Source organism: Sphingobacterium puteale (genome assembly GCF_003627955.1).
In the GTDB taxonomy this organism is placed as follows: Bacteria; Bacteroidota; Bacteroidia; order Sphingobacteriales; family Sphingobacteriaceae; genus Sphingobacterium; species Sphingobacterium puteale.
This window is the reverse complement of sequence record NZ_RBWS01000009.1, coordinates 14259-36040: the sequence shown is the minus strand read 5'-3', so window position 1 is coordinate 36040 and position 21782 is coordinate 14259. Positions and strand designations below refer to the sequence as shown.

Below are 21782 nucleotides of genomic sequence, written 5' to 3'. Positions count from 1 at the left end.
TAGAAGATATAGATAAACATTTTAAAAGAACAAAACTAACTGTGCCATATCGTGTTACCTGCCGATAGACACATAAATCTGTTGAAGGTGGCTTTTTAGCCATTGGACGCAAATGCAAATGAATAAATAATTAGATAGGGATGAAAAAAACAATCGCACTGATAGCCCATGATGGCAAGAAGCCAGAAATGGTTGCTTTTGTCAAAGACCACCAGGATTTACTGGAGCATGCTCATATTATCGCTACGGGAACGACGGGTTCTTATGTGCGGCAGACAGGACTTCCAGTGGAGTTAAAATTAAGCGGCCCGATGGGAGGCGACGCGCAGATTGCCGCACTGGCCGCTGAAGGTAAAGTAGATGGCATTATCTTCTTTCGTGATCCACTTGGCAAGCACGCCCACGAACCTGATATTCAAATGTTGATGCGTGTGTGCGACCTTTACAATGTTCCCTTGGCCACCAATCCTGCCACCGGAAGCTTAATTATTGAAGGATTATTGGAAGATCTTGTCGACTAACAAACCATTTTATTCAAGATGATGGAAAATGAAGTTATTGTCACCATAGGTGAAACACCTTATACCACGACCGTACAATATGGTAAACACCAGATTATTGCCGATGAGCCCGAGGACTTGGGTGGACAGGATCAGGGAATAAATCCCACACCGCTGCTGCTCTCTTCGCTAGGCGCCTGCAAAGCGATCACCGTAAAAATGTATGCCGACCGAAAAAAATGGCCTCTGGAAGAAGTTATTATCCGCCTTTCGCATGAAGTGCAGACCAGTGAACAGCAACAGGCGACCTACATACAATGTCATATTAGCTTTAAGGGTAATCTGGATGACGAACAAAAGACGAGACTGTTTAAGATTGCCGAAAAATGTCCTGTACATAAAATCTTAACTAATCCTATTGTAATAACTTCAAATCATTTGTAATTGTTTCTTGGGATAACGGGCGACACTAATTATATTTGTCCGCACAAAAAATCTTCGCACAACAATACCTGCCAATTGCAGTAAAAGATAATGAAGGTTCTTGTATGCCGCTGAATAGTTGAAAAGTGCGCTGTAACAGCAAAAAATAAGCAGGACATCAACAACATTTAAACGTTCAATAAAAATAGCAATTCGATGCAATTGGATCCACAAATAGCAATTGACTCTCCTTTTAGATCAATTAAACGGGAAGACTGGAAAAATCTAAATGGAAAGGTATTGCACAACTTCAGTTCCGAAGATCTTGAGAGCCTGCATGCGCTCAACGAGCCATTGACAAACCAAGAAATCGAAGAAGTCTATTTTCCTCTGAGCCATTTGCTGGAAATTCACATTGACCGTTTCCAAAGCCTGCATCAGCGGACAAATCGTTTTTTTGGAAAAGAAGAAAGCAAATTACCTTATATCATCGGTATTGCGGGCTCCGTCGCTGTAGGAAAAAGTACCACGGCCAGGGTGTTGCAACGGGTACTGAGTATGCTGCCTTCAAAACCAAAGGTGGATCTGGTGACCACGGATGGTTTTCTCCATCCCAATCAACAACTGATCGAAAAAGGAATTCTAAACCGCAAAGGATTTCCGGAAAGCTATGATGCCAAACGCCTGATCCATTTCCTTTCTGCGGTTAAATCCGGAGCACCTAAAATCATGGTTCCGGTTTACAGCCATTTGGTTTACGATGTATTACCCGATGATCAGCACCAGATCATTGAACAACCGGACATCTTAATCGTCGAAGGAATCAACGTGTTACAGGTCAATTCACAACGACCCCGCAAAGGACATAGTGTCTTCGTTTCCGACTTTTTCGATTATTCGATCTATGTACATGCCAGTGAGAAAAACCTCATCGAGTGGTATACCAACAGGTTTGAATCCCTACGGGCGACAGCCTTTCAGAATCCGGCTTCATTTTTCCATAAATATGCAGATATGTCACCCGAAGAAAGTAATGCGATGGCCGTCAATATCTGGAATGAGATTAATAAGCCAAACCTGATCAAGAATATCTTACCGACCCGCTATCGCGCCGATCTTATCCTGGAAAAAGGCAGCCACCATTTTGTCAAGAATGTGAAAGTCAGAAAGATCTAACTGACCGCTCCCTTAAATTGAAGAACCTCATTCAGAATCTTGCTCTGCACCTGCTGGTGGATCCGGTTACTTGAGGATATCGTGCTGACCTCTACTTTATATTTTACATAGTCTTTGGCTAAGTCAGCTATTTTCACCGTAAATCCTTGACCATGATCCAGATTGGAATTATGCTGAAATAAGGGATTAAAGTATTCTTCTAGCACTTCTACAGGCACGGCACGATCTATCGGCAATTCAAATTTTACGACAATTTTATTGGATTTCTGCGATGTTTTATTGACCAGAGTGGCCGTAAACACCAAGTTGTTAGGGATCATGACCGCATCATCATCCTCGTCCCGGACAACGAGATTGGCCAGCGTAATGTCGACGATTTTACCTTGGTATTCCCCTATTTTAATGCGATCACCCACGGAAAATTGATCCGAAAACATAATGATCAGGCCCGATATCATATTGGTAATATATTCCCTGAAGATAACTGCAATGGCCATCGCCACAATCGTCATGCTGGTTATAAAATCTTTCGGGTTGATACCGACCGCAATCATCAAACTAACAATGATAAAAAACACATTTCCCACAGTTGCCACACGTGTGATCCCCAGTACGAAGTTACCGCGGACAACCTGGTGTTCATTGCGGCTGTTGTAAAGCTTGACAAGAATAAAATGACCGATCGAAATCAGTACACTGGCCGTCAGAAAAGTATTCAGGCCGTAAGCCATGTTCAGAATGACCTCCCGCTGCCTGTAAAAAGACTCGAATTGTACAAATGAAGCCGTCAATGCAACGAGTAGAATAATCCGTATGATAAAGGAAATAGATTTTGTCATTTTTAAACATTGATGATTTGCAAATAAAAACAAATTTATCGTTTTCTCCACGGTGCTGAAGATTTTTTTTCCTGTACAGTAGAGCTAAAGCAGTCATGAAACTAAACAATTTTACTTTACGTAAAGAGCATTATCAGGAAATACCTATCTTTGCCTAAAGACATTACATGCTATTAAATGAAGGAATCCAACGTGCAAACTGAACTCAACGTAACCGGAATGCACTGCACAAATTGTGCTATTTCAATCCATAAATACCTAGAAGACAAGGGCGCTAAGGAGATCTACGTTGATTTCGCTTCAGATGAAGTAAAGTTCTCCGCTATCCCCCAGGATCAGGTTCCGCAGCTTGTTAAAGGTATCGAGTCATTGGGCTATAAAGTCATTCAGGATAAAGACAGCAAAGTAAGCTTTTGGAAGTCAGTTGAATTCAAATTTTTGATCTGCCTACTTTTTACCATTCCGCTATGGAGCCATATGTTTGTGACTCTCCCCTTGCTCCACGATCCCTATATACAGTTGGCTTTTTGTACACCGGTTTATCTTGTCGGTTGTCTCTACTTTGGTAATAGCGCCCTGCGTTCGCTATGGAATAAAATGCCCAACATGGATGTGCTTATTTTTGTCGGATCTACTGCGGCGTTTGTCTACAGTGCTATTGGTAGTTATTATCAGCTGGGGCACGATTATCAGTTTTACGAAACCTGTGCGACGATTATTACCTTAGTCTTTATGGGTAATGTACTTGAAAAACGAGCTGTTACCAAAACCACATCTGCCATCAAAGATCTGGTTAAATACCAAGATATTAAAGCGATTAAAATTGAAGGTGATAACGAAATTGAAATTAGGGCAAAAGAGATCAGATCCGGGGATATTCTGAAAGTGAACACGGGAAGCCTGATTCCTGTGGACGGAGATATTCTGGATGGCCATGCCTGGATCGACGAATCCATGCTGACGGGCGAGAGTCTCCCGGTCGAAAAAACAAAATATGATGCCGTGATCGGCGGCACATTGCTGAGCGCCGGCAATATCCGGATTTCGGCCACTAAAGTGGGGTCTAAAAGCGTTTTATATCAGATCATTCAATTAATTAAAGACGCGCAGAGCAAAAAGCCGCCCATTCAAAAATTTGGAGATAAAGTGGCGGCCTATTTTGTACCTATTGTTGTCATGATCGCATTTTTCACTTTTTTTATCGCCTACTTTATTGCCCAGTTGCCGCTACAGCAGGCATTGATGAATGCCATTGCGACACTTGTGGTCTCCTGTCCCTGTGCGATGGGCCTGGCCACACCCACGGCAGTGATGGTCGGTCTGGGGCGGGCAGCTAAACAGGGCATCCTTATCAAGGGCGGCAGCACAATCGAAGAACTGTCAGAAATCAAACAGATGGTTTTTGATAAAACGGGAACGCTAACAACCGGCGATTTTAATATCAAAGCCATTCAGACCTTTGGTATAGCGCAATCGCAGGTGGAGTCGATCATTGCGCAGCTGGAAAGTTATTCCAGTCACCCGATTGCCCAATCTATCCGCAAGCATCTCAAGGAGATCAAGTCATACCGCATTATATTCAAAGAAGTCAACGAAATAAAAGGACAGGGAATATTTGCCACGGACACCAATGGAAACAGCTATTCCATTTGTAATGCAAAAATTGGCAGGAAAGATTATTCCAACAGGTACGACCTGACGCTGACCATCAATGAAGTCGTCATTGCAGGTATCGTGCTGGAAGATCAGATCAAGCCCTATGCAAAGGAACTTGTACAGTACCTAAAAGATAAAGGGATCCGGCCTATCCTATTGAGCGGTGATCGACAAAGTAAATGTGAACGGGTGGCCCAAAAACTTGGTATAGCGGATGTTTACTGGGAAAAATCACCCAGCGAAAAATTGGCAATTCTTTCGGATCTCAAAAAAACGGCCGCTACAGCAATGGTAGGCGACGGCATTAACGATGCTCCTGCCCTTACGGCAGCTGATGTCGGTATTTCACTCGGCGACGCAACACATATTGCCATTCAGTCTGCAAAAGTCATTCTGCTGAATAGTGATCTGAAATCTATCGAAAAGCTGCTGCAGATAGGCCATCACACCTTACTGACTATCAAGCAGAATCTTTTTTGGGCATTTGCCTATAATATTATCGCGATCCCATTGGCAGCAGCAGGATTCTTAGGCCCGATGCTGGCGGCTTTAAGTATGGCCTTCTCCGATCTCATTGTCATCAGTAATTCGATCCGCCTGCGCTTTAAAAAATTGAAATAAAAACGATACGGCATAGGTACCAAGACAATCCATAAAAGATTATCTTTTTTGTGTATATTAGGGTTCAATTCATTCGCTTTTGAGGTTAAATTTTTGTAACTTCGCATGCGTAGCAAGCCAATTAAAAGGGCTTGCTTACTAGTTTTATTGAAACCAAATTCATATGGCTGAAGAAACAGAAAACGACAACAATCTTGTTCCGGCAAACGACCGGATTATCCCAATCAATATCGAGGATCAGATGAAGTCTGCTTACATTGACTACTCCATGTCTGTCATTGTATCCCGGGCTCTTCCTGATGCACGTGACGGCATGAAGCCTGTACACAGACGTGTTCTTTATGGTATGTTGGACTTAGGGGTTACCAGTGGTAAACCTTATAAAAAGTCTGCCCGTATCGTTGGTGACGTATTAGGTAAATATCACCCACATGGTGATTCCTCCGTTTACGACACCATGGTTCGTATGGCTCAAGATTGGAGTTTGCGCTACCCGCTGGTGGATGGCCAAGGTAACTACGGTTCCATTGACGGTGACCCTCCTGCGGCAATGCGTTATACAGAGGCGAGATTAAAGAAGATCGCCGAAGAAATGCTATCCGATATCAACAAAGACACTGTTGATTTCCAAAATAACTTTGACGACTCTTTGCAAGAGCCTACCGTATTGCCAACACGTATCCCTAACCTCCTGGTCAATGGAGCGTCGGGTATCGCCGTAGGTATGGCAACCAATATGGCCCCGCACAACCTCTCGGAAGTAATCGACGGTACAATAGCTTTCATCGACAACCGTGATATCGAAGTCCCCGAGTTGATGCAACATATCAAAGGCCCTGACTTCCCTACGGGAGCATTGATCTACGGGTATGCAGGAGTTCAGGATGCTTGTAATACGGGCCGTGGCCGTATTGTCATGCGTGCTAAAGCCGAAATTGAAACCACCAAGTCCGGAAAAGAACAGATTATTGTGACCGAAATCCCTTACCAGGTGAATAAGGCTAATATGATCGAACGTACTGCAGATTTGGTCAATGAAAAGAAATTGGAAGGTATTTCGGCAATCCGCGATGAGTCTGACCGTACTGGTATGCGTGTCGTTTATGACATTAAACGTGATGCCAACGCCAATGTTGTTTTAAACAATCTATTCAAATATACAGCGCTACAAACTTCTTTTTCAGTCAATAATATCGCCTTAGTTAAAGGAAGACCTGTACTGATGAATCTAAAAGATATGATTCGTGAGTTTGTTGAACATAGACACGATGTTATTGTCAGACGTACACGTTACGAATTGGCGGAAGCTGAAAAACGTGCGCATATCTTAGAAGGATACTTGATCGCCTTGGATCATTTGGATGAAGTCATCAAATTAATCCGTAACTCCGATACGCCTGAAGATGCACGTGTTGGATTGATGGAGCAATTCGGTCTATCCGATCTGCAGGCCCGTGCTATTTTGGATATGACTTTGCGTCGTCTGACAGGACTGGAACGTGATAAGATCAAAGAAGAATATGCTGAATTGATGAAAACAATTGACTATTTGAAATCTGTATTGGCAGACGAAGAGCTCCGCATGAAGATCATCAAAGATGAGTTAATTGAGATCAAAGAAAAATATGGTGACGAACGTAGGTCGCAGATTGTTCATTCTGCCGAAGACATGCGTATGGAAGACTTTATTGATGACGAAGAAATCGTGATCACAATCTCCCATAACAGCTATGTAAAACGTACGCCGTTATCCGAATATAAACGTCAAGGTCGTGGTGGCCGAGGATCAATCGGAACAAACACACGTGAAGAGGATTTCACTGAGCACATCATTACAGCCTCGGCGCACAACTACATGCTCCTATTTACAGAAGCAGGTCGCTGTTTCTGGTTGCGTGCATTTGAGATTCCTGAAGGAAGCCGTACTTCGCGTGGCCGTGCACTTCAAAACATCATTAATGTACCGAAAGAAGAGAAAATTAAGGCCTTTATCTTAGTGAAGAACCTGAAAGACCAGGAATACCTGGAAAACAACTTCATTATCATGTGTACTAAAAAAGGTACCATCAAGAAAACGTCTTTGGAAGCCTATTCCCGCCCGAGAGCAAATGGTATCAATGCAATCAACATCAACGACGGTGATCAATTGATCGAAGCTTGTTTGACGACAGGAAGTAGCGAAATTGTGATGGCACTGCGCTCAGGAAGAGCAATTCGCTTTAATGAGTCTACCGTCCGCCCAATGGGCCGTACAGCAACAGGTGTTCGTGGTATTACCCTATCTTCCGATAGTGATGAGGTGATTGGCATGATTAGTGTCAATGATTCAGAAACAACGGTGTTGGTGGTCTCGGAGAAAGGCTACGGAAAACGTACGGATATCGAAGATTACCGGGTCACAAATCGTGGTGGTAAGGGTGTCAAAACAATCAATGTCACTGATAAAACAGGTGAATTGGTTGCTATAAAAGGCGTTACAGACGCAGAAGACCTTATGATCATCAATAAATCAGGTATTGTTATCCGGATAGCTGTAGAAGAATTGCGTGTAATGGGCCGTGCAACACAAGGAGTAAGACTCATTAACCTGAAAGACAACGACGAGATCGCTTCGATCACAAAAGTAGATCGCGAAGAAGAATCGGATGAAGAGTCTGGCGATGAAAATTCAACAGAAGCGGATAATGAAGGATTAACTTCTGGAGAAAATATAGATTCAAACGAAGAATAAACTGAATGAAAAACTTACTGATATCATTGTTCATATCTGCAAGTAGTTTAACTGTTGCTGCCCAATCAAATTTAAAAGAGGGCAGCAACAGTTTTGCTTTATATACCAAAACTGGCGATTTTAAAAATCTTGAAAACGCCAGAAAGTTTGCAGATGCTGCGTTCCAATCCAAAAAAGATTCGGCATCTGTCAACAACAACCTTCTGAGGGCGTTGGTGTATAGCTCACTGGCAGTTGCGGATTCAACTCGAAAACAGCAGTATAAACTTGACCCTATCGACATATCCATCAAATCATTAAAATTGCTGGATGCGAAAAAAGCACGTCGAAATTTTCCGGCTGAGATGGATTATATCCGTCAAAATCTTGCTGGTGCCATCTCCTATCAAGGCGGTGCTGCTTTAAAGGACGGAAAGTTTGATAAAGCATACCAGGCTTACCTCCGCATAGACTCGCTCGGTTTTAAAAATAGCGACCTAAAATATAATCTTGCGGTACTCGCCGGAAAAAACAAAGATTATATGAATTCCATCAAATATTATGATGAACTCATTAAAGGTGAAAACCCTAAGCCGGGCTACTTTCTGGAATTAGCACAAATTTATAGTCTGGGAGGTACTAAACAGGATGTCTTAAACGTTTTAGAGAAAGGACATGCTGTATTCCCTGAGAATAAGCAGATACTTTTTAGATTGATCGATGTATATTCAGCCAACAGTTCGTATGATGCCATATTGAATGTGATTGCTGATGCCATTCGTCTGGAGCCTGAAAATGTTGAATTAAATTACATTGCCGGCTATTCTTACGAAAATGCAAATGATCTAAAAAAAGCAAAAGAGTATTATAATAATGTATTGCGGTTAGATCCAAACAACTATGAATCTAATTTGGCATTAGGCTTAATTAATCTTGAAACGCTATTAAAAGATCCGACGAATCAAGATATTCAGGATTTAACGGTCGAATATCTATTAAAAGCAAACGAGATCAAACCCTATGATGTGAATGCCTTGAAGGCACTGGCAAAATATTATACACTTATGGATGATGCTTCACAACTGGACAGGGTAAATTTATTATTGAATCAATTAACAGTTAAATAGATATGAATTTAAAATCTCTATTATTATTAGCGGCAATAGGTACTGTATCTACATCAGTTTCTTTCGCCCAAACGGGTAACGTAAAAAAGGCAAAAACTGGTCTTGCAAAATTTCAGGAATTAAAAGAAGCCGGTACTGCTCAATTAGGCCTGCCTAATCTTAAATCAGCAAAAGAAGCCATCGACGCTGCTGTTATCAACGAAAAAACAAAAGATAATGCAGAGGCTTGGACAGTTTATGCTCTCGTTAACGCAAATCTATCAACTATAGATAAATCCAGTGAACTGGCAAAATTAGCAGAAGATGGTATTGCCAAAGCAAAACAATTGGATACTGATGGCGCCAACAAAGCGAACATCACTGTGGCTGAGCAAATTCTTGGACAATATAACTTCAATATCGGTGCCGAAGAGTATCAGGCACAGAAATATGCCGATTCTTATAATTCATTCACCAAAGCATTGACTTACCTTCCCGGAGACACATTGGTGACTTACTACAGCGGTGTAGCAGCATTGTCCAACAAGGATTATAAAAATGCAATCGAGCGTTACAAAGAACTGATCCCTAGAAAAGACTTTTCTTCACATAAAACAATTATGGTCGATCTACCTAAATTGTATTTAAATGTGAAAGACACCACTTCTGCTTTGGAGTACGCGAAGAAAGCTGCTGAAGCTTATCCCGATGACAATGCGGCAATGACGCAAAATATCGAATTGAATCTGATTACAGGTCACGAAAAAGAAACTATTGATGCTATCACTGCTCAATTGGCGAAAGATCCTTCAAACAAAAGTTTGAACTATTATTTAGGAATTGCACAGTCATCCGCAAAAAATGACGAAGCGGCAATTGCGGCTTATAAGAAAGCATTGGAAATCGATCCGAACTTCTTTGAAGCCAATACAAATTTAGCGATCACGTTGATGAACAAAACACGTGAAAAGCTTAATGTCGTAAACAACAACAGAAAATTGACGCAGGCGCAATATAACGCCGAAGTAGATAAGATCAAGGCAGAATTGAAATCTGTATTGCCTTATTTGGAAAAAGCGGTTGCCCTACAGCCGAAAAATGCAGACGCTTTAACAAATCTTAAAAACTATTATGTTTTCATGCAGGACGAAGCTAAGACAACTGAGATCAATGCGAAAATCAAAGAATTGCAATAATAACTGGAGTAAATTCTTCTAAAATAGATAAAATCCTCGGTTTTTCCGGGGATTTTTTTTTGATTTTCCCCGAAGGAACCGCAACATTTCCCTGAGGGAATTCCAAATACACTAAGGAGAATTTACTTTTCCCAGTGGGGAGCGCTCCCTCCCCTTAGGGGAATCCAAAAACTCCTTAAGGGAATTTACTTTTCCCAGGGGGAAATGCTCCGCCCCCTTAGGAGAATCCAAAAACTCCTTAAGGGAATTTACTTTTCCCAGTGGGGAACGCTCCCTCCCCTTAGGGAATTCCAAATACACTAAGGAGAATTTACTTTTCCCAGTGGGGAACGCTCCGTCCCCTTAGGGGAATCCAAAATACACTAAGGAGAATTTACTTTTCCCAGGGGGGAATGCTCCATCCCCTTAGGGGAATCCAAAAACTTCCTAAGGGAATTTACTTTTCCCAGGGGGGAATGCTCCGTCCTCTTAGGGAAATCCAAAAACTCCTTAAGGGAATTTACTTTTCCCAGGGGGGAATGCTCCGTCCTCTTAGGCAAATCCAAAAACTCCTTAAGGGAATTTACTTTTCCCTTAAGATTAACCTAGAAAATAAACGTGATTAAAATCCGCCTTGAGGATATCTAAAATAGCGATTTTAGCAAATATTTTATCACAAATCAATAAATTTTAGGGGTAAAATTGTGCCAAACCGAATTTTGTGCTTTTTGCATTTTGGTACAATTTTACCCCTTTTATCTTCATATTTTTTTGTACGAAGCAGTTCCTATCATAAAAATTCGGGCAGGCTCAAAATTCGGTGCTAAGCTACGCATTTAGCTCATAGTCATCTTTTCAATAAATCCTCACAGAATCGCAATTAGCTCAATCTGAAAAACCAAGGTACACTCTCCGCCTTTTCGTGGCAACAGCTCTTCCTTGCCGTAAGCCAAATGCGGTGGAAGATACACTTGCCATATCGATCCCACAGGCATCATGCACATTGCTTCTTGCCAGCCACGGATAAGTTCGTTGATATAAAATGTTTCCGGACGTTTACGTTTATAGGAGCTATCAAATACCGTTCCGTCCAACAGTTCACCCTTGTAATGACAAATGATCTTGGAAGCCTTCGTCGGAATCTTGCCCGCACCTTCTGTCAATATTTTATACTGTAAACCCGACTGGCAGGCGATCACACCGTCTTTAGTCGCATTCTCGGCGAGAAATACGAGACCTTCCGTCCTATTCTTTTCAAGTAACGCCGTAGTATTTAGCTTACTTTTCTTTTTTTGTACCAAAATAATTTCGTTTAACTTTCCCTTACCGCGATCAGCTGGGTTTATACATACCCGCGAAGTTTACCGGTATACGGTATACAATAGACTGATCAGAGACCAAAGTAACGGCTTTTTATTTTTTTAACAAAAAAATGCAGTGATGTTTTAGGATTTCCTAAAACATCACTGCATTGCTATGGTCGTTAAACCATCTTTATTCTGGCGTCTTTATACCAAAGCAGCCTGTAACGTTTTTTCGAAGCTAAATGCTTTGCTTACGGGACAATTCTCTTTTGCTTTTTGAGCGAGTGACTGAAATTCCGATTCATCAATGGATGGCACTTTCGCCGTCAGTTCCAATTCAGAACGGACAATTGCGCCATTTTCAAAAACAATGGTCGATACGGTTTTGAGTTCATCGGGAGAAAACCCGGCTTCGGTTAAAAATGCGCTAAGCTGCATGGTAAAACATCCGGCATGCGCAGCGGCCAACAACTCTTCCGGATTGGTACCCACACCATCCTCAAATCGTGTTGAAAATGAATATTGGGTATGGTCCAATACGGTGCTGTCTGTTGTTAAATTCCCTTTACCTTCTTTTAGGTTCCCGTTCCATAGGGCTGTTGCTTTTCTTCTCATGATTACTCTTTTGTTGTTATATGATTATTAATGAATACTATTCTGATCTTCAAAACTTCGCGATAAAATCTTATCATCCATCCTCCGACTCCCTCCTTTTTATTGAACAAACAACAGTATAAAAAGTTGTGTTTTATTCCGCAAAATCATGTCGCAAATCCGAATAAAGTCTCGTTATTCAATATAATAAAACTAAACTCATGAATAAATTAGCGTATCTCCTCATCCTAACAGCAGCATTTACCTCTTGCAAAACCCCTCAGCGCAGCCAGCAGGCACTTATCCGGGAATGTCCTGAAGAGAAAATTGTCAACAAAATCCCAGGACCGCCGGTAAAAGGAGAATCCGAAAAAATCTATTATATCTATCAGGGTAAAAAGGTCTCACCGAAACAATTCGATCAGGAATGGCTCGATAAAAATTGTGAGATTAAAGAGACAGTCGTGTACTAACTATATTTTCAAAAGCAAGGATAAACAAGTATTTTTGCCTAAAATTTTTTAAAATGACAATTTCTCTTCTCGAGGTCAATAAAAAGATTTTAGGCTATGTATCTTTAACTTTCCTTGGTTATTTCACGATTGGCTTATCACTTGCGACCTTACCTATTTTTATCCATCAAATTCTAGGGTTTAATACAATTGTCGCCGGACTGGTTATCAGTGTACAATACATTGCCACCTTTTTACTTCGGGGTTATGCCGGCAAAATCGTGGACACCAAAGGTCCAAAAGTGTCCGTCCTGCGCAGTATGCTCTTTTTTGCGCTCTCGGGAATTTTACTCTTACTGGTCTTTTTATTCCGGTCGCAACCCTTGATTAGTTTAGGTGTATTGCTGGTCACCCGGCTATTCACCGGTATTGGCGAGGGACTGGTCGGAGCCAGTCCCATCAACTGGGCTTTATTGGAACTCGGAGATGAACACGCAGCCAAGGCTATATCGTTTAATGGGATTGCGAGCTATGGCGCACTTGCCCTCGGAGCACCATTGGGCGTACTTATGGTTGACCATATAAATTATGAATCGCTGGGAATACTCACCTGTTTAATAGGGATCCTGGGCTATCTTTACAGCAGATCAAAAACGCCTTATCAGGTAATCAGCAAAAAAACAGTCGCTGTCAGTTTCAGGCGAGTGCTTCTTACTGTGGCTCCATTCGGAATTTGCCTGGCCTTAGGCGGCCTTGGTTTTGGGAGTATTTCCACCTTTATGACGTTATATTATGAGCACTTCAATTGGCAGAATGGTGCGGCTTGTTTGACGGTCTTTGGTATTTTCTTTATTCTGACGAGACTTGTATTCAATAAAGTAATTGATCACTATGGCGGTCTAAAAGTGGCCTTAATTAGTCTTTTTGTCGAAACATTTGGTCTAATGGTCATCGCCCTGGCCCTCCACCCCTTTTGGACACTTGTTGGAGCCGCACTGACGGGACTGGGATTTTCACTTGTTTTTCCGGCTCTCGGTGTGGAGGCAATCAAAAGGGTTCACCAGAATCAACAGGGTTCAGCATTAGCTGCCTACGGACTATTTATCGATATTTCCCTGGGCATTACTGGCCCGCTGATCGGTTTCATTGCCAACAATGTCGGTATGACGGGTATCTACCCTTTCAGTGCCATCATGGTATCCATCGGTTTTGCAGTCGTAGGAAATTTATTATACAATCGAAGGACAAAGCTTGCCTGATGATGACCGGCACCGACAAAAAAGGCTAACCCAATTGGGTTAGCCTTTTTTATAACATATATCTTGGATTAGCTTTCGATACTTGGTACAGCAACGACCTCATTGGTATCTGCGTTGTAATCTATACCATCGAAGTTAAAACCAAATAAATTGAAAAATTCATTCCGGTAACCTTCAATATCGGAGATTTCTTCCAAATTTTCTGTAGTTGCTTTCTTCCATAATGCAGCAACTTCCGCCTGAACATCTGCACGCATCTCCAGGTCGTCAACACGGATTCGGCCTTTATCATCAAGCAATACATTGCCATCAGCAGTATAAAGGCGCTCTGCAAACAAACGTTGCATCTGTTCGATTGTACCTTCGTGGATTCCTTTTTCTTTCATCACCTTATACAATAGGGAAATGTACAAAGGCACTACTGGGATCGCGGAACTGGACTGTGTCACCAATGCTTTGTTAACCGAAACGTAAGCCACACCGTGCAGATCACTTAAGATCGCATTGATAGCAGGCACAGTACCTTCCAAATCGTCCTTCGCGCGGCCAATTGTTCCGTTACGGTAGATCGGATAAGTCAGTTCTGGCCCGATATAAGAGTAAGCAACTGTTTTTGCACCATCAGCCAAAACGCCGGCAGCTTTCAGATCTTCGATCCAAAATTTCCAGTCTTCCCCACCCATTACAGCAACCGTATTCGCGATATCCTCATTATTTTCTATAGGTTGGATCGTGATATCCGACACAACGCCTGTGTGAAAGTCTACCGTTTTATTGGTAAAAGGCTCCTGAATAGGTTTTAAAACTGAAGCATGTGCAACACCTGTTTTTGGATGCGTACGACGTGGAGATGCTAAACTATAAACCACTAAATCCACCTGTCCCAGATCCTTTTTGATCAATTCAATGGTCTGTTTTTTTATGTCATCTGAAAATGCATCACCATTGATACTTTTGGCGTATAGTCCAGCTTCATGGGCTTCTTTTTCAAAAGCTGCAGAATTGTACCAACCAGCGGTCCCCGGTTTACCTTCTGCCGCAGGTTTTTCAAAAAATACACCGATCGTAGCAGCTCCAGAACCAAATGCTGCAGAAATCCGAGACGCAATACCAAATCCTGTTGAAGCACCTATGACGAGAACTTTCTTTGGACCATTCGCGATCTCACCCTTTGATTTCACGTATTCAATTTGATTTTTAATGTTTTGCGCAGCCCCTTGTGGATGCGAGGTTAAACAAATAAAACCTCTAGTTCTTGGTTGTATAATCATCTTGATTAATTTTCTTACTACTTGTTTTATTGATTAGGCAAAATAAGGAATTTTAAATGAGAAAATTGCCATAAAAATCAATTACTTTTTGTTTCATTTCCGATTAAACGGCCATTTGCGTACTTTCACCATACGAATTCACCATACGAAATAGACACCGCATTCATTTTATTTATGTCCTTCCAATTTACAATAAAAAACAATAAAAATACGGCACTTTTTTTAGGAATATTAGCCGCATTATTTTTCGCAAGTACTTTTGTTCTCAACCGTATCATGGCTGTTTCGGGAGGAAGCTGGCAATGGACAGCAGCCTTACGATTCCTATGGATGCTTCCTATCCTGTTGGTTATCGTATATGTACGGGGCAACTTAGCACCGCTCTTCCATGCGATCAAATCCAATCTGCTGCAATGGCTGCTGTGGAGCACCACAGGTTTTGGTGTATTTTATGCCACGCTGACATTTGGTGCGAGCTTCGGTCCCTCCTGGTTAGTTGCCAGCACCTTTGAATTCACCATTATCGCCGGGATGTTTATAGGCCCTTTACTGGAGAAAAAAGGGCATCGAAAAGGAATATCCAAAGCTTCACTCCTCTTCTCGATCATTATTTTTCTGGGAATTGTACTGATGCAAATCTCCGAAGCACAGGCTACTTCCTTCAAATCCATGTTATTGGGCACGATTCCAGTACTGATCGGAGCAATTGCCTATCCTTTGGGCAACCGTAAAATGATGCAAATCGCGGGGAACAAATTGGATGCTTTCCAACGAACGCTGGGCATGACCTTATGTAGCATGCCTTTTTGGATCCTGCTCAGCATCTTTGGTTATATAGATAATGGCCTTCCAACGGAAAGTCAGCTGTTACAGACCTTGCTGGTTGCCATCTTTTCGGGTGTAATTGCCACGCTTCTGTTCTTTAGCGCGACGGATATCGTACGCACCGACCCCAAGGCACTCGCGGCAATAGAAGCGACGCAAGCGATGGAAGTCATCTTTACGCTACTGGGTGAAATCATTTTATTACATGCCGCGCTTCCAAATAGCTATTCCTGCATGGGGATTGGTCTGGTCGTCATTGGAATGATCTTGCATAGTCGCTCGAATTAAAAGGCGAGAACAGCGCTATTAATTTTCATCTGCCTGTAAAGTCTTACTGATCTTGCTTAAATTAAGACTATTGGCCATGGCCGAAAAAATCTCATGGTAGGTACCTTTCGCCATGTAGAGGTCTTCATGTTGCCCCTGCTCGACAACGTGACCTTTCTCCATGACAACAATCGCATTGGAGTCTATTATCTGAGAAATGCTGTGTGACACGATAATCACTGTACGATCTTTCTTAATCGCATCCAGGCTATTTTTAATCTGCTCCGTAGCAATCGCATCCAGATTTGCAGTAGGCTCATCCAGAAAAATAATGGGTGGATTTTTCAGAAACAGCCGTGCGATGGCAATGCGCTGTTGCTGTCCACCAGAAAGCGATTGTGCATCCGTCTCATATCCTTTTGGCAATTCCATGATCTGCTGATGGATATAGGCTTTCTTTGCGGCTTCCACGATCTCCTCAGGCGAACTTCCCATCTTGCCATATTCAATATTTTCAAAAATTGTTCCTTTAAATATATGATTGCGCTGCAGCACCATGCCGATATGCTGCCTGAGGAATGCGGTATCGTAATCCGCAAGATCAACACCATCCAGTAAAATCTGGCCCCGTGTCGGCTCATAAAATTTATCCAACAAATTGATAATCGTACTTTTACCGGCACCGCTTAATCCGACAAGGGCCGTAATTTCATTGGGTTTAATGGCAAAGCTAACGTCTCTTAAAGCCTGTGTCCCGTTGGGGTACGCAAAGAAGACATTCCGCAATTCCAAATGTCCTCGGATTTGTTCCGGTCGATAAGTCCCTTTTGATTCAATCTGATCATTGGACTCGAGAATCTCAAAAAAGGATTCTGAATAGATTAGGGCATCATTGACCTCATCATAAATACGGTGCAACTGCCGGATCGGTGCCGAAACATTGTTAAATAGCATAATGTGAAACATAATCGCTCCAATCGTAATCTGACCGGATAGCACGAGATAGGCAGTCAGGACGATAATAATTACAACCGCGATCTGCTCCACAAAATTTTTTATGCTATCGTAAAAAAAGCTCGTTTTACGGGTTTCCATCTGGTTTTCAGTCATTTCGTATTGAATCTTTTCGTGCCGTTTCGCTTCTTCGGGTTCTCGGACAAAAGATTTAATAACGAGAATGGAGTCAATCAGACCGATGATCCGATTATTTTTTGATTCGCGGTATTTGCGCATCTGCCGCCTAAAACCTGTTAATTTATAGGCCTGCGTCTGACTGATATAAAGGTACAACGGGATAACCGCCAGCCCCACCAGTCCAACGTATACGTTAGCATAGAACATGCAGCTCAGTGCAATGATGGCATTGGCAAACAAGGGAAGAATATCGATAAAGAAATTCTGTACCAAACGTGTTAGTGAGCTGATGCCTGCGTCGATACGTGTTGCCAGCTTTCCGCTTTCATTATCCGTGGAGGTGTAAAAAGCAAGCTTATAGGTCAAAATCCGGCTAACAATAGCCTGCGAAAAATCACGTGCAATATAAATCCGAAGTTTCTCGCCATAAAATTTTTGTCCGAACTGCACCAATGCGTAAACAATTTCCTTAAGCAACAAAACCGCACTGATGATCCCGACAATATACATTCCCTTAGAAAGCGGCTCTTTGGCCACCATCAAAGCGTTGATGGTATCTACCGTATACCGCAAAATAAAAGCATTGATCTGCGCAGCGAATGATCCAACTACAGTCAAAAGCAAGGTATAAACAATCAATTTACGGTAAGGACGGGCAAAGGGAATAATTTTTTTAAAGAGCTGTGGAATGGTCATGAAGAAAGATTTACAATGAGCAAATAACAAATAAGCATCGTGATTTGTTTAAAAATAAACGGAATCCTGTCACAAAAAAAGTCGTACCATGGTTCATGGCACGACTTAGGCAGCATATTTATCTTGGACTATCCAAAAATACGGTTCAGCACCTTAGCTAAGCGTAAACCACCTTTTAATAAACATTGTTCCATCGTATCTTTATTTTGATAAACATACGAATACGACAAATTCGCATTGTTTGCTACGTCGGCATAAATTTTCTCAGCAAGCTGATTTGATTCGTATAGCCAATTAGACAACTCCCCGGCGGCCAATTGTTCATTTTCCTTTTTTCCGTTGACATCCAATACAGTTGCATATTCAGTATAGCTATATTTTTCATTGTCTACCAAATCACTATCCCATACACGGTGAATATTGGATTTTTTTCCAAACCAGCTTACCTCAATCTTATTTCCCCCTTGGTCTTCGGCACGACTGACATGCATGGGCTGATGGGCATCCCCCAGAATATGGATTAAGAAATAGAGATTCTGTTTCTGCTGATCCAGCGAAATGTTTTTATCTGCAAAAGATTGCTCGATACGGATGGCCGTTTTGTATAAATTCTCATCAGCCGAACGTTCAAGTCCCTGTTGAAACTCTGCCCATGGCAGATTTGAATTTAGATTTATAAAATGTGAATTTCCCAATTTCTTAAATTCAGGATTGGGATCCGACTTGATAAAATCTCCCCAATTCGCCCAATATGCCAGCTTTTGCTGTCCAATGATTTTTCCGATATTCTTCTTTGCTTTTTTGTTCAAATGACGCTCCGCAATTTCTGCGACAACACGATGCCCAATGGTCCCCCAGGCATATACCGATGAAAGTTGAAGGCATAAAGCTACAGCCAACAGACCCTTAATCACTTTTTTCATTGCTATATTTATTTTATTGTAATTATTTAAAGATATCGAACGCATATTTTGCCGAAGACCAGAACTCATCCAGCGCAATCATCCGTGGTTTAAAGAAAGCAATCAGTTCTCCCCATTCCTCTTCCTTAAAAATACTATGGCCTTCCAGTGTCCTGTAGATCTGACAGATCGGTTTTCCATATTCATCACAACTGTCCATATCCCATTCCCATTCTTCGCCCAAAATATCATGAAGCAGATTTTTGTACTGCAGAAATTGCTCGGCCATCAATGCACGGATTCCGGCATCGGTATGTGACCAGATAATTGCTATTTTCGCAGTATTATTATCAGCATCCATCTTAAAATACAAATGCTTAACACCGGTTTTATAGTTCATCCAACTGACCTTTTCGCCGTCTGCAGCTGAATGTAGGGACATGTATTGTCCAAATTTGGTCCAGAATAGCTGTTTTAATTGCTTTACCTCTTCTCTAGAATACACAAATACAATTTTTAAGTCAACAAAATTAAGAAAATAGCGCGGTATGCCTAAACCATATTGGTATTAAAATTGTTGTTTTATCAACAAACAACTCCAAAAGATGAATATAGACAAAAAAAAATCGCTCTTATTGCTGACCGCTGTGGCATTGGGGACGGTGGCATATAATGCGTTAAAGCCCGTCATCTCCCGTCCGGATGTAGTAGACCCTTTTGATTTAGATAAATACCTCGGAAAATGGTTTGAAATTGCCCGGCTGGACTTTCGCTGGGAAAAAGGGCTCAGTCAGGTTTCGGCAGAGTACACCAAGAATAAAGATGGAACAATCCGCGTCAATAATCAAGGTTACTCGGAAGAAAAAGAACGCTGGAAGCAGTCTATCGGAAAAGCTAAATTTGTCAACGGTCCTCACGAAGGCGCATTGAAAGTATCCTTTTTTGGCCCATTCTACAGTGGCTATCATATTGTAAAAATAACGCCCGACTACAGCTATGCCCTTGTATTTGGAGACAACCTCGATTACATGTGGATTCTGGGCAGAAATACCGAGATTCCGGATAAGATCAGAAATGAATTTCTTACTTATGCCTTACAATGCGGCTACGAAACCGGCAATCTGGTCTGGACAAAGCATTAATCAAAAATTGGCGCGAGCACCTGATAATTGAGCGTTGGATCCTGGGCTAAAACATCTGCGATCTCCTGAAGGTCCTGCTGATTGATTACATTATTGATTCCTGTATTATACAAGCTTGCGAGAAATAGTGCTGCTTCACGCTTTTCAGCTAACCCTAAGATGGAGCTTCCAACATAGAAATTGAGTACTGACGCAGCATAGTCACCAAATATATGGAAACCAAAATCACCATTTTTTTGTAATGCATGACGCATCATTTTCTCAAAATCCGAACGTAAGGTTTCTTTTGTTGTATCTTTCATAACAAAAACTAAAATAGTGCAGCATATCCGCTCTGTTGGGCAAAGGTGCAAAAAAAATCCCAAACAATGCCTTGTGAAAAGCATTGTTTGGGATGATTAAACGATTTTGACCGTAACAATTAAAGTGCCTCAGCGTGCTGAGAAACGTCCAAACCAAGTTCCTCGTCTGTCTCTTCTACACGTAAAGGAGAAATCAGATCCGTTACTTTTAATAATACCAAAGAGCCTACGAAAGCAAAGAATGATACTGCAAACAAGGCTACCGTATGTACAAAGAATAATTTCGTTTCACCAAAAAACAAGCCATTGTCAACAACCAATGGATTTACATTATGGTGTGCAAATACTCCGGTGAGCACCATTCCTACCATACCACCTACACCATGACAAGGAAATACATCCAACGTATCGTCGATGCTGGTTTTGCTTCTTAAGTAGACAACTAGATTACTAATCAATGCAGCGACTAATCCAATGACCATGGCGTGAGGAATGCTCACAAATCCTGCTGCTGGCGTAATTGCTACCAGTCCTACAACTGCACCGATACATGCCCCCATTGCGGATGGTTTTTTACCGCGGATAATATCCACAAATATCCACGCCATTGCCGCCATAGCCGATGCTGTAGTTGTGGTTGCAAAGGCATAAGCTGCTAGCGAGTTTGCACCGCCGGCCGAACCCGCATTAAATCCGAACCAACCGAACCACAACAAGGCAGTTCCTAAGATTACATAACTTATACGCGCTGGATTATGTGTCTGTGATTTACGGCCTTTTAAATAAATTGCAGCAGCCAATGCCGCCCAGCCTGCTGACATATGCACGACAGTGCCGCCGGCAAAATCAAGTACGCCGAATTTTGCTAAAATTCCTTCCGGATGCCAAGTAGCATGCGCCAATGGCATATAAATAAAGACACCGAACAAGATAATAAACAACATATAGGAGTTAAACCGGATACGCTCAGCAAATGCACCGGTAATGAGTGCAGGCGTAATGATCGCAAACTTCAGCTGAAACATGGCGAATAAGACCAATGGTATGGTCGGTAATGCACCCCAAGCGACATTCCCTAAGGTACCTTTCATCATAAAGAAGGTGCGTGGATCACCTATAATTCCGCCGATATCATCGCCAAAGGCTAAACTGAATCCAACAATAACCCATAGGATCGTCATAAGACACATACAGATAAAACTCTGCATCATCGTCGAGATCACATTCTTTTTACTGACCATTCCCCCGTAAAAAAATGCCAAGCCGGGCGTCATAATCAACACCAATGCTGAAGAAGTCAATAACCAGGCAGTATCCCCCGTGTCAAACTCTGCTTTATCCAATGCAGATAAATCTATCGAAGGAAATACAAGTCCTAATACGCCCAAAAGTACCAGAACAAAGAGTGGAATAATTTTTTTCATTTTT

20 protein-coding genes are annotated in these 21782 nt (G+C 41.9%); 11 read left to right on the top strand and 9 right to left on the bottom strand.

Annotation, left to right across the window (positions count from 1 at the left end):
* Nucleotides 1-140: 140 nt before the first annotated feature.
* The 3 genes from D7322_RS12735 (at nucleotide 141) to coaA (ending at nucleotide 2099) form a co-directional block, all read left to right on the top strand.
* Nucleotides 141-521, top strand: coding sequence for a methylglyoxal synthase (locus D7322_RS12735; protein ID WP_108631899.1), 381 nt, complete (start codon nucleotides 141-143; stop codon nucleotides 519-521).
* Between the two features lie 18 nt (nucleotides 522-539).
* Nucleotides 540-944: an OsmC family protein gene (locus tag D7322_RS12730; protein ID WP_245971337.1), complete on the top strand. Its 405-nt coding sequence runs from the start codon at nucleotides 540-542 to the stop codon at nucleotides 942-944.
* Between the two features lie 195 nt (nucleotides 945-1139).
* Nucleotides 1140-2099 carry a type I pantothenate kinase gene (gene coaA, locus D7322_RS12720; RefSeq protein ID WP_121124580.1) on the top strand — a complete coding sequence of 320 codons (960 nt, stop codon included), beginning with the start codon at nucleotides 1140-1142 and terminating at the stop codon, nucleotides 2097-2099.
* Here coaA and D7322_RS12715 read toward each other — a convergent pair.
* Nucleotides 2096-2938 carry a mechanosensitive ion channel family protein gene (locus D7322_RS12715; protein WP_121124579.1) on the bottom strand — a complete coding sequence of 281 codons (843 nt, stop codon included), beginning with the start codon at nucleotides 2936-2938 and terminating at the stop codon, nucleotides 2096-2098. The genes coaA and D7322_RS12715 overlap by 4 nt on opposite strands.
* Nucleotides 2939-3115: 177 nt before the next feature.
* Here D7322_RS12715 and D7322_RS12710 point away from each other — a divergent pair, with 177 nt between their 5' ends.
* The 4 genes from D7322_RS12710 to D7322_RS12695 all read left to right on the top strand — a co-directional run bounded on the left by D7322_RS12710 (nucleotide 3116) and on the right by D7322_RS12695 (nucleotide 10227).
* The gene (locus tag D7322_RS12710) at nucleotides 3116-5215 is read left to right on the top strand and encodes a heavy metal translocating P-type ATPase (protein WP_121124578.1); all 2100 of its coding nucleotides are present in this window, start codon (nucleotides 3116-3118) and stop codon (nucleotides 5213-5215) included.
* 163 nt (nucleotides 5216-5378) lie between these two features.
* Nucleotides 5379-7946, top strand: a complete 2568-nt coding sequence (gene gyrA / locus D7322_RS12705) for a DNA gyrase subunit A (protein WP_121124577.1) — start codon at nucleotides 5379-5381, stop codon at nucleotides 7944-7946.
* A gap of 5 nt (nucleotides 7947-7951) precedes the next feature.
* Nucleotides 7952-9052 (top strand): tetratricopeptide repeat protein, encoded by a 1101-nt coding sequence (locus D7322_RS12700; RefSeq protein ID WP_121124576.1) that lies wholly within the window; start codon nucleotides 7952-7954, stop codon nucleotides 9050-9052.
* Between the two features lie 2 nt (nucleotides 9053-9054).
* A complete protein-coding gene (locus D7322_RS12695) occupies nucleotides 9055-10227 on the top strand; it encodes a tetratricopeptide repeat protein (RefSeq protein WP_121124575.1) in 1173 nt (390 codons plus the stop codon).
* 845 nt (nucleotides 10228-11072) lie between these two features.
* Here the strand turns inward: D7322_RS12695 and D7322_RS12685 are convergent.
* Complete coding sequence (locus D7322_RS12685; RefSeq protein ID WP_220700071.1) at nucleotides 11073-11507, bottom strand: FKBP-type peptidyl-prolyl cis-trans isomerase; 435 nt, start codon at nucleotides 11505-11507, stop codon at nucleotides 11073-11075.
* A 207-nt stretch (nucleotides 11508-11714) separates the two neighbouring features.
* Nucleotides 11715-12125: an OsmC family protein gene (locus D7322_RS12680; protein WP_121124572.1), complete on the bottom strand. Its 411-nt coding sequence runs from the start codon at nucleotides 12123-12125 to the stop codon at nucleotides 11715-11717.
* Nucleotides 12126-12325: 200 nt separating this feature from the next.
* Here D7322_RS12680 and D7322_RS12675 point away from each other — a divergent pair, with 200 nt between their 5' ends.
* Both D7322_RS12675 and D7322_RS12670 read left to right on the top strand, forming a co-directional pair.
* Complete coding sequence (locus tag D7322_RS12675; RefSeq protein WP_108631910.1) at nucleotides 12326-12577, top strand: hypothetical protein; 252 nt, start codon at nucleotides 12326-12328, stop codon at nucleotides 12575-12577.
* Between the two features lie 53 nt (nucleotides 12578-12630).
* Nucleotides 12631-13815, top strand: coding sequence for an MFS transporter (locus tag D7322_RS12670; RefSeq protein ID WP_121124571.1), 1185 nt, complete (start codon nucleotides 12631-12633; stop codon nucleotides 13813-13815).
* Nucleotides 13816-13883: 68 nt separating this feature from the next.
* Here D7322_RS12670 and fabV read toward each other — a convergent pair whose 3' ends face one another.
* A complete protein-coding gene (gene fabV, locus D7322_RS12665; RefSeq protein WP_121124570.1) occupies nucleotides 13884-15086 on the bottom strand; it encodes an enoyl-ACP reductase FabV in 1203 nt (400 codons plus the stop codon).
* Between the two features lie 174 nt (nucleotides 15087-15260).
* On the opposite strand from fabV, the gene D7322_RS12660 reads away from it, so the two are divergent.
* Nucleotides 15261-16199, top strand: coding sequence for a DMT family transporter (locus tag D7322_RS12660; protein WP_121124569.1), 939 nt, complete (start codon nucleotides 15261-15263; stop codon nucleotides 16197-16199).
* An 18-nt stretch (nucleotides 16200-16217) separates the two neighbouring features.
* On the opposite strand, the gene D7322_RS12655 is transcribed toward D7322_RS12660, so the two are convergent.
* The 3 genes from D7322_RS12655 to D7322_RS12645 all read right to left on the bottom strand — a co-directional run bounded on the left by D7322_RS12655 (nucleotide 16218) and on the right by D7322_RS12645 (nucleotide 19415).
* The gene (locus D7322_RS12655) at nucleotides 16218-18008 is read right to left on the bottom strand and encodes an ABC transporter ATP-binding protein (protein WP_121124568.1); all 1791 of its coding nucleotides are present in this window, start codon (nucleotides 18006-18008) and stop codon (nucleotides 16218-16220) included.
* Nucleotides 18009-18136: 128 nt separating this feature from the next.
* On the bottom strand, nucleotides 18137-18931 hold the full coding sequence (locus D7322_RS12650) for a S1/P1 nuclease (RefSeq protein ID WP_121124869.1): 795 nt from the start codon (nucleotides 18929-18931) through the stop codon (nucleotides 18137-18139).
* 22 nt (nucleotides 18932-18953) lie between these two features.
* Nucleotides 18954-19415 carry a DUF4268 domain-containing protein gene (locus D7322_RS12645; protein WP_121124567.1) on the bottom strand — a complete coding sequence of 154 codons (462 nt, stop codon included), beginning with the start codon at nucleotides 19413-19415 and terminating at the stop codon, nucleotides 18954-18956.
* A gap of 100 nt (nucleotides 19416-19515) precedes the next feature.
* On the opposite strand from D7322_RS12645, the gene D7322_RS12640 reads away from it, so the two are divergent.
* Nucleotides 19516-20052, top strand: a complete 537-nt coding sequence (locus tag D7322_RS12640) for a lipocalin family protein (protein WP_245971336.1) — start codon at nucleotides 19516-19518, stop codon at nucleotides 20050-20052.
* On the opposite strand, the gene D7322_RS12635 is transcribed toward D7322_RS12640, so the two are convergent.
* Both D7322_RS12635 and D7322_RS12630 read right to left on the bottom strand, forming a co-directional pair.
* Entirely contained in the window at nucleotides 20049-20354 is a 306-nt protein-coding gene (locus tag D7322_RS12635) for a hypothetical protein (RefSeq protein WP_121124566.1), read from the bottom strand. The two genes, D7322_RS12640 and D7322_RS12635, sit on opposite strands and share 4 nt — an antisense overlap.
* 119 nt (nucleotides 20355-20473) lie before the next feature.
* Complete coding sequence (locus D7322_RS12630) at nucleotides 20474-21778, bottom strand: ammonium transporter (protein WP_121124565.1); 1305 nt, start codon at nucleotides 21776-21778, stop codon at nucleotides 20474-20476.
* Nucleotides 21779-21782 lie beyond the last annotated feature (4 nt).

What these genes read in the sequence shown, in the direction of transcription:
- D7322_RS12715 (WP_121124579.1), bottom strand. Translation starts at nt 2,938, where the DNA reads ATGACAAAATCTATTTCCTTTATCATACGGATTATTCTACTCGTTGCA.
- D7322_RS12640 (WP_245971336.1), top strand. Translation starts at nt 19,516, where the DNA reads ATGAATATAGACAAAAAAAAATCGCTCTTATTGCTGACCGCTGTGGCA.
- D7322_RS12655 (WP_121124568.1), bottom strand. Translation starts at nt 18,008, where the DNA reads ATGACCATTCCACAGCTCTTTAAAAAAATTATTCCCTTTGCCCGTCCT.
- D7322_RS12710 (WP_121124578.1), top strand. Translation starts at nt 3,116, where the DNA reads ATGAAGGAATCCAACGTGCAAACTGAACTCAACGTAACCGGAATGCAC.
- D7322_RS12680 (WP_121124572.1), bottom strand. Translation starts at nt 12,125, where the DNA reads ATGAGAAGAAAAGCAACAGCCCTATGGAACGGGAACCTAAAAGAAGGT.
- coaA (WP_121124580.1), top strand. Translation starts at nt 1,140, where the DNA reads ATGCAATTGGATCCACAAATAGCAATTGACTCTCCTTTTAGATCAATT.
- D7322_RS12675 (WP_108631910.1), top strand. Translation starts at nt 12,326, where the DNA reads ATGAATAAATTAGCGTATCTCCTCATCCTAACAGCAGCATTTACCTCT.
- D7322_RS12660 (WP_121124569.1), top strand. Translation starts at nt 15,261, where the DNA reads ATGTCCTTCCAATTTACAATAAAAAACAATAAAAATACGGCACTTTTT.
- gyrA (WP_121124577.1), top strand. Translation starts at nt 5,379, where the DNA reads ATGGCTGAAGAAACAGAAAACGACAACAATCTTGTTCCGGCAAACGAC.
- fabV (WP_121124570.1), bottom strand. Translation starts at nt 15,086, where the DNA reads ATGATTATACAACCAAGAACTAGAGGTTTTATTTGTTTAACCTCGCAT.
- D7322_RS12670 (WP_121124571.1), top strand. Translation starts at nt 12,631, where the DNA reads ATGACAATTTCTCTTCTCGAGGTCAATAAAAAGATTTTAGGCTATGTA.
- D7322_RS12735 (WP_108631899.1), top strand. Translation starts at nt 141, where the DNA reads ATGAAAAAAACAATCGCACTGATAGCCCATGATGGCAAGAAGCCAGAA.
- D7322_RS12635 (WP_121124566.1), bottom strand. Translation starts at nt 20,354, where the DNA reads ATGAAAGATACAACAAAAGAAACCTTACGTTCGGATTTTGAGAAAATG.
- D7322_RS12730 (WP_245971337.1), top strand. Translation starts at nt 540, where the DNA reads ATGATGGAAAATGAAGTTATTGTCACCATAGGTGAAACACCTTATACC.
- D7322_RS12695 (WP_121124575.1), top strand. Translation starts at nt 9,055, where the DNA reads ATGAATTTAAAATCTCTATTATTATTAGCGGCAATAGGTACTGTATCT.
- D7322_RS12630 (WP_121124565.1), bottom strand. Translation starts at nt 21,778, where the DNA reads ATGAAAAAAATTATTCCACTCTTTGTTCTGGTACTTTTGGGCGTATTA.
- D7322_RS12650 (WP_121124869.1), bottom strand. Translation starts at nt 18,931, where the DNA reads ATGAAAAAAGTGATTAAGGGTCTGTTGGCTGTAGCTTTATGCCTTCAA.
- D7322_RS12700 (WP_121124576.1), top strand. Translation starts at nt 7,952, where the DNA reads ATGAAAAACTTACTGATATCATTGTTCATATCTGCAAGTAGTTTAACT.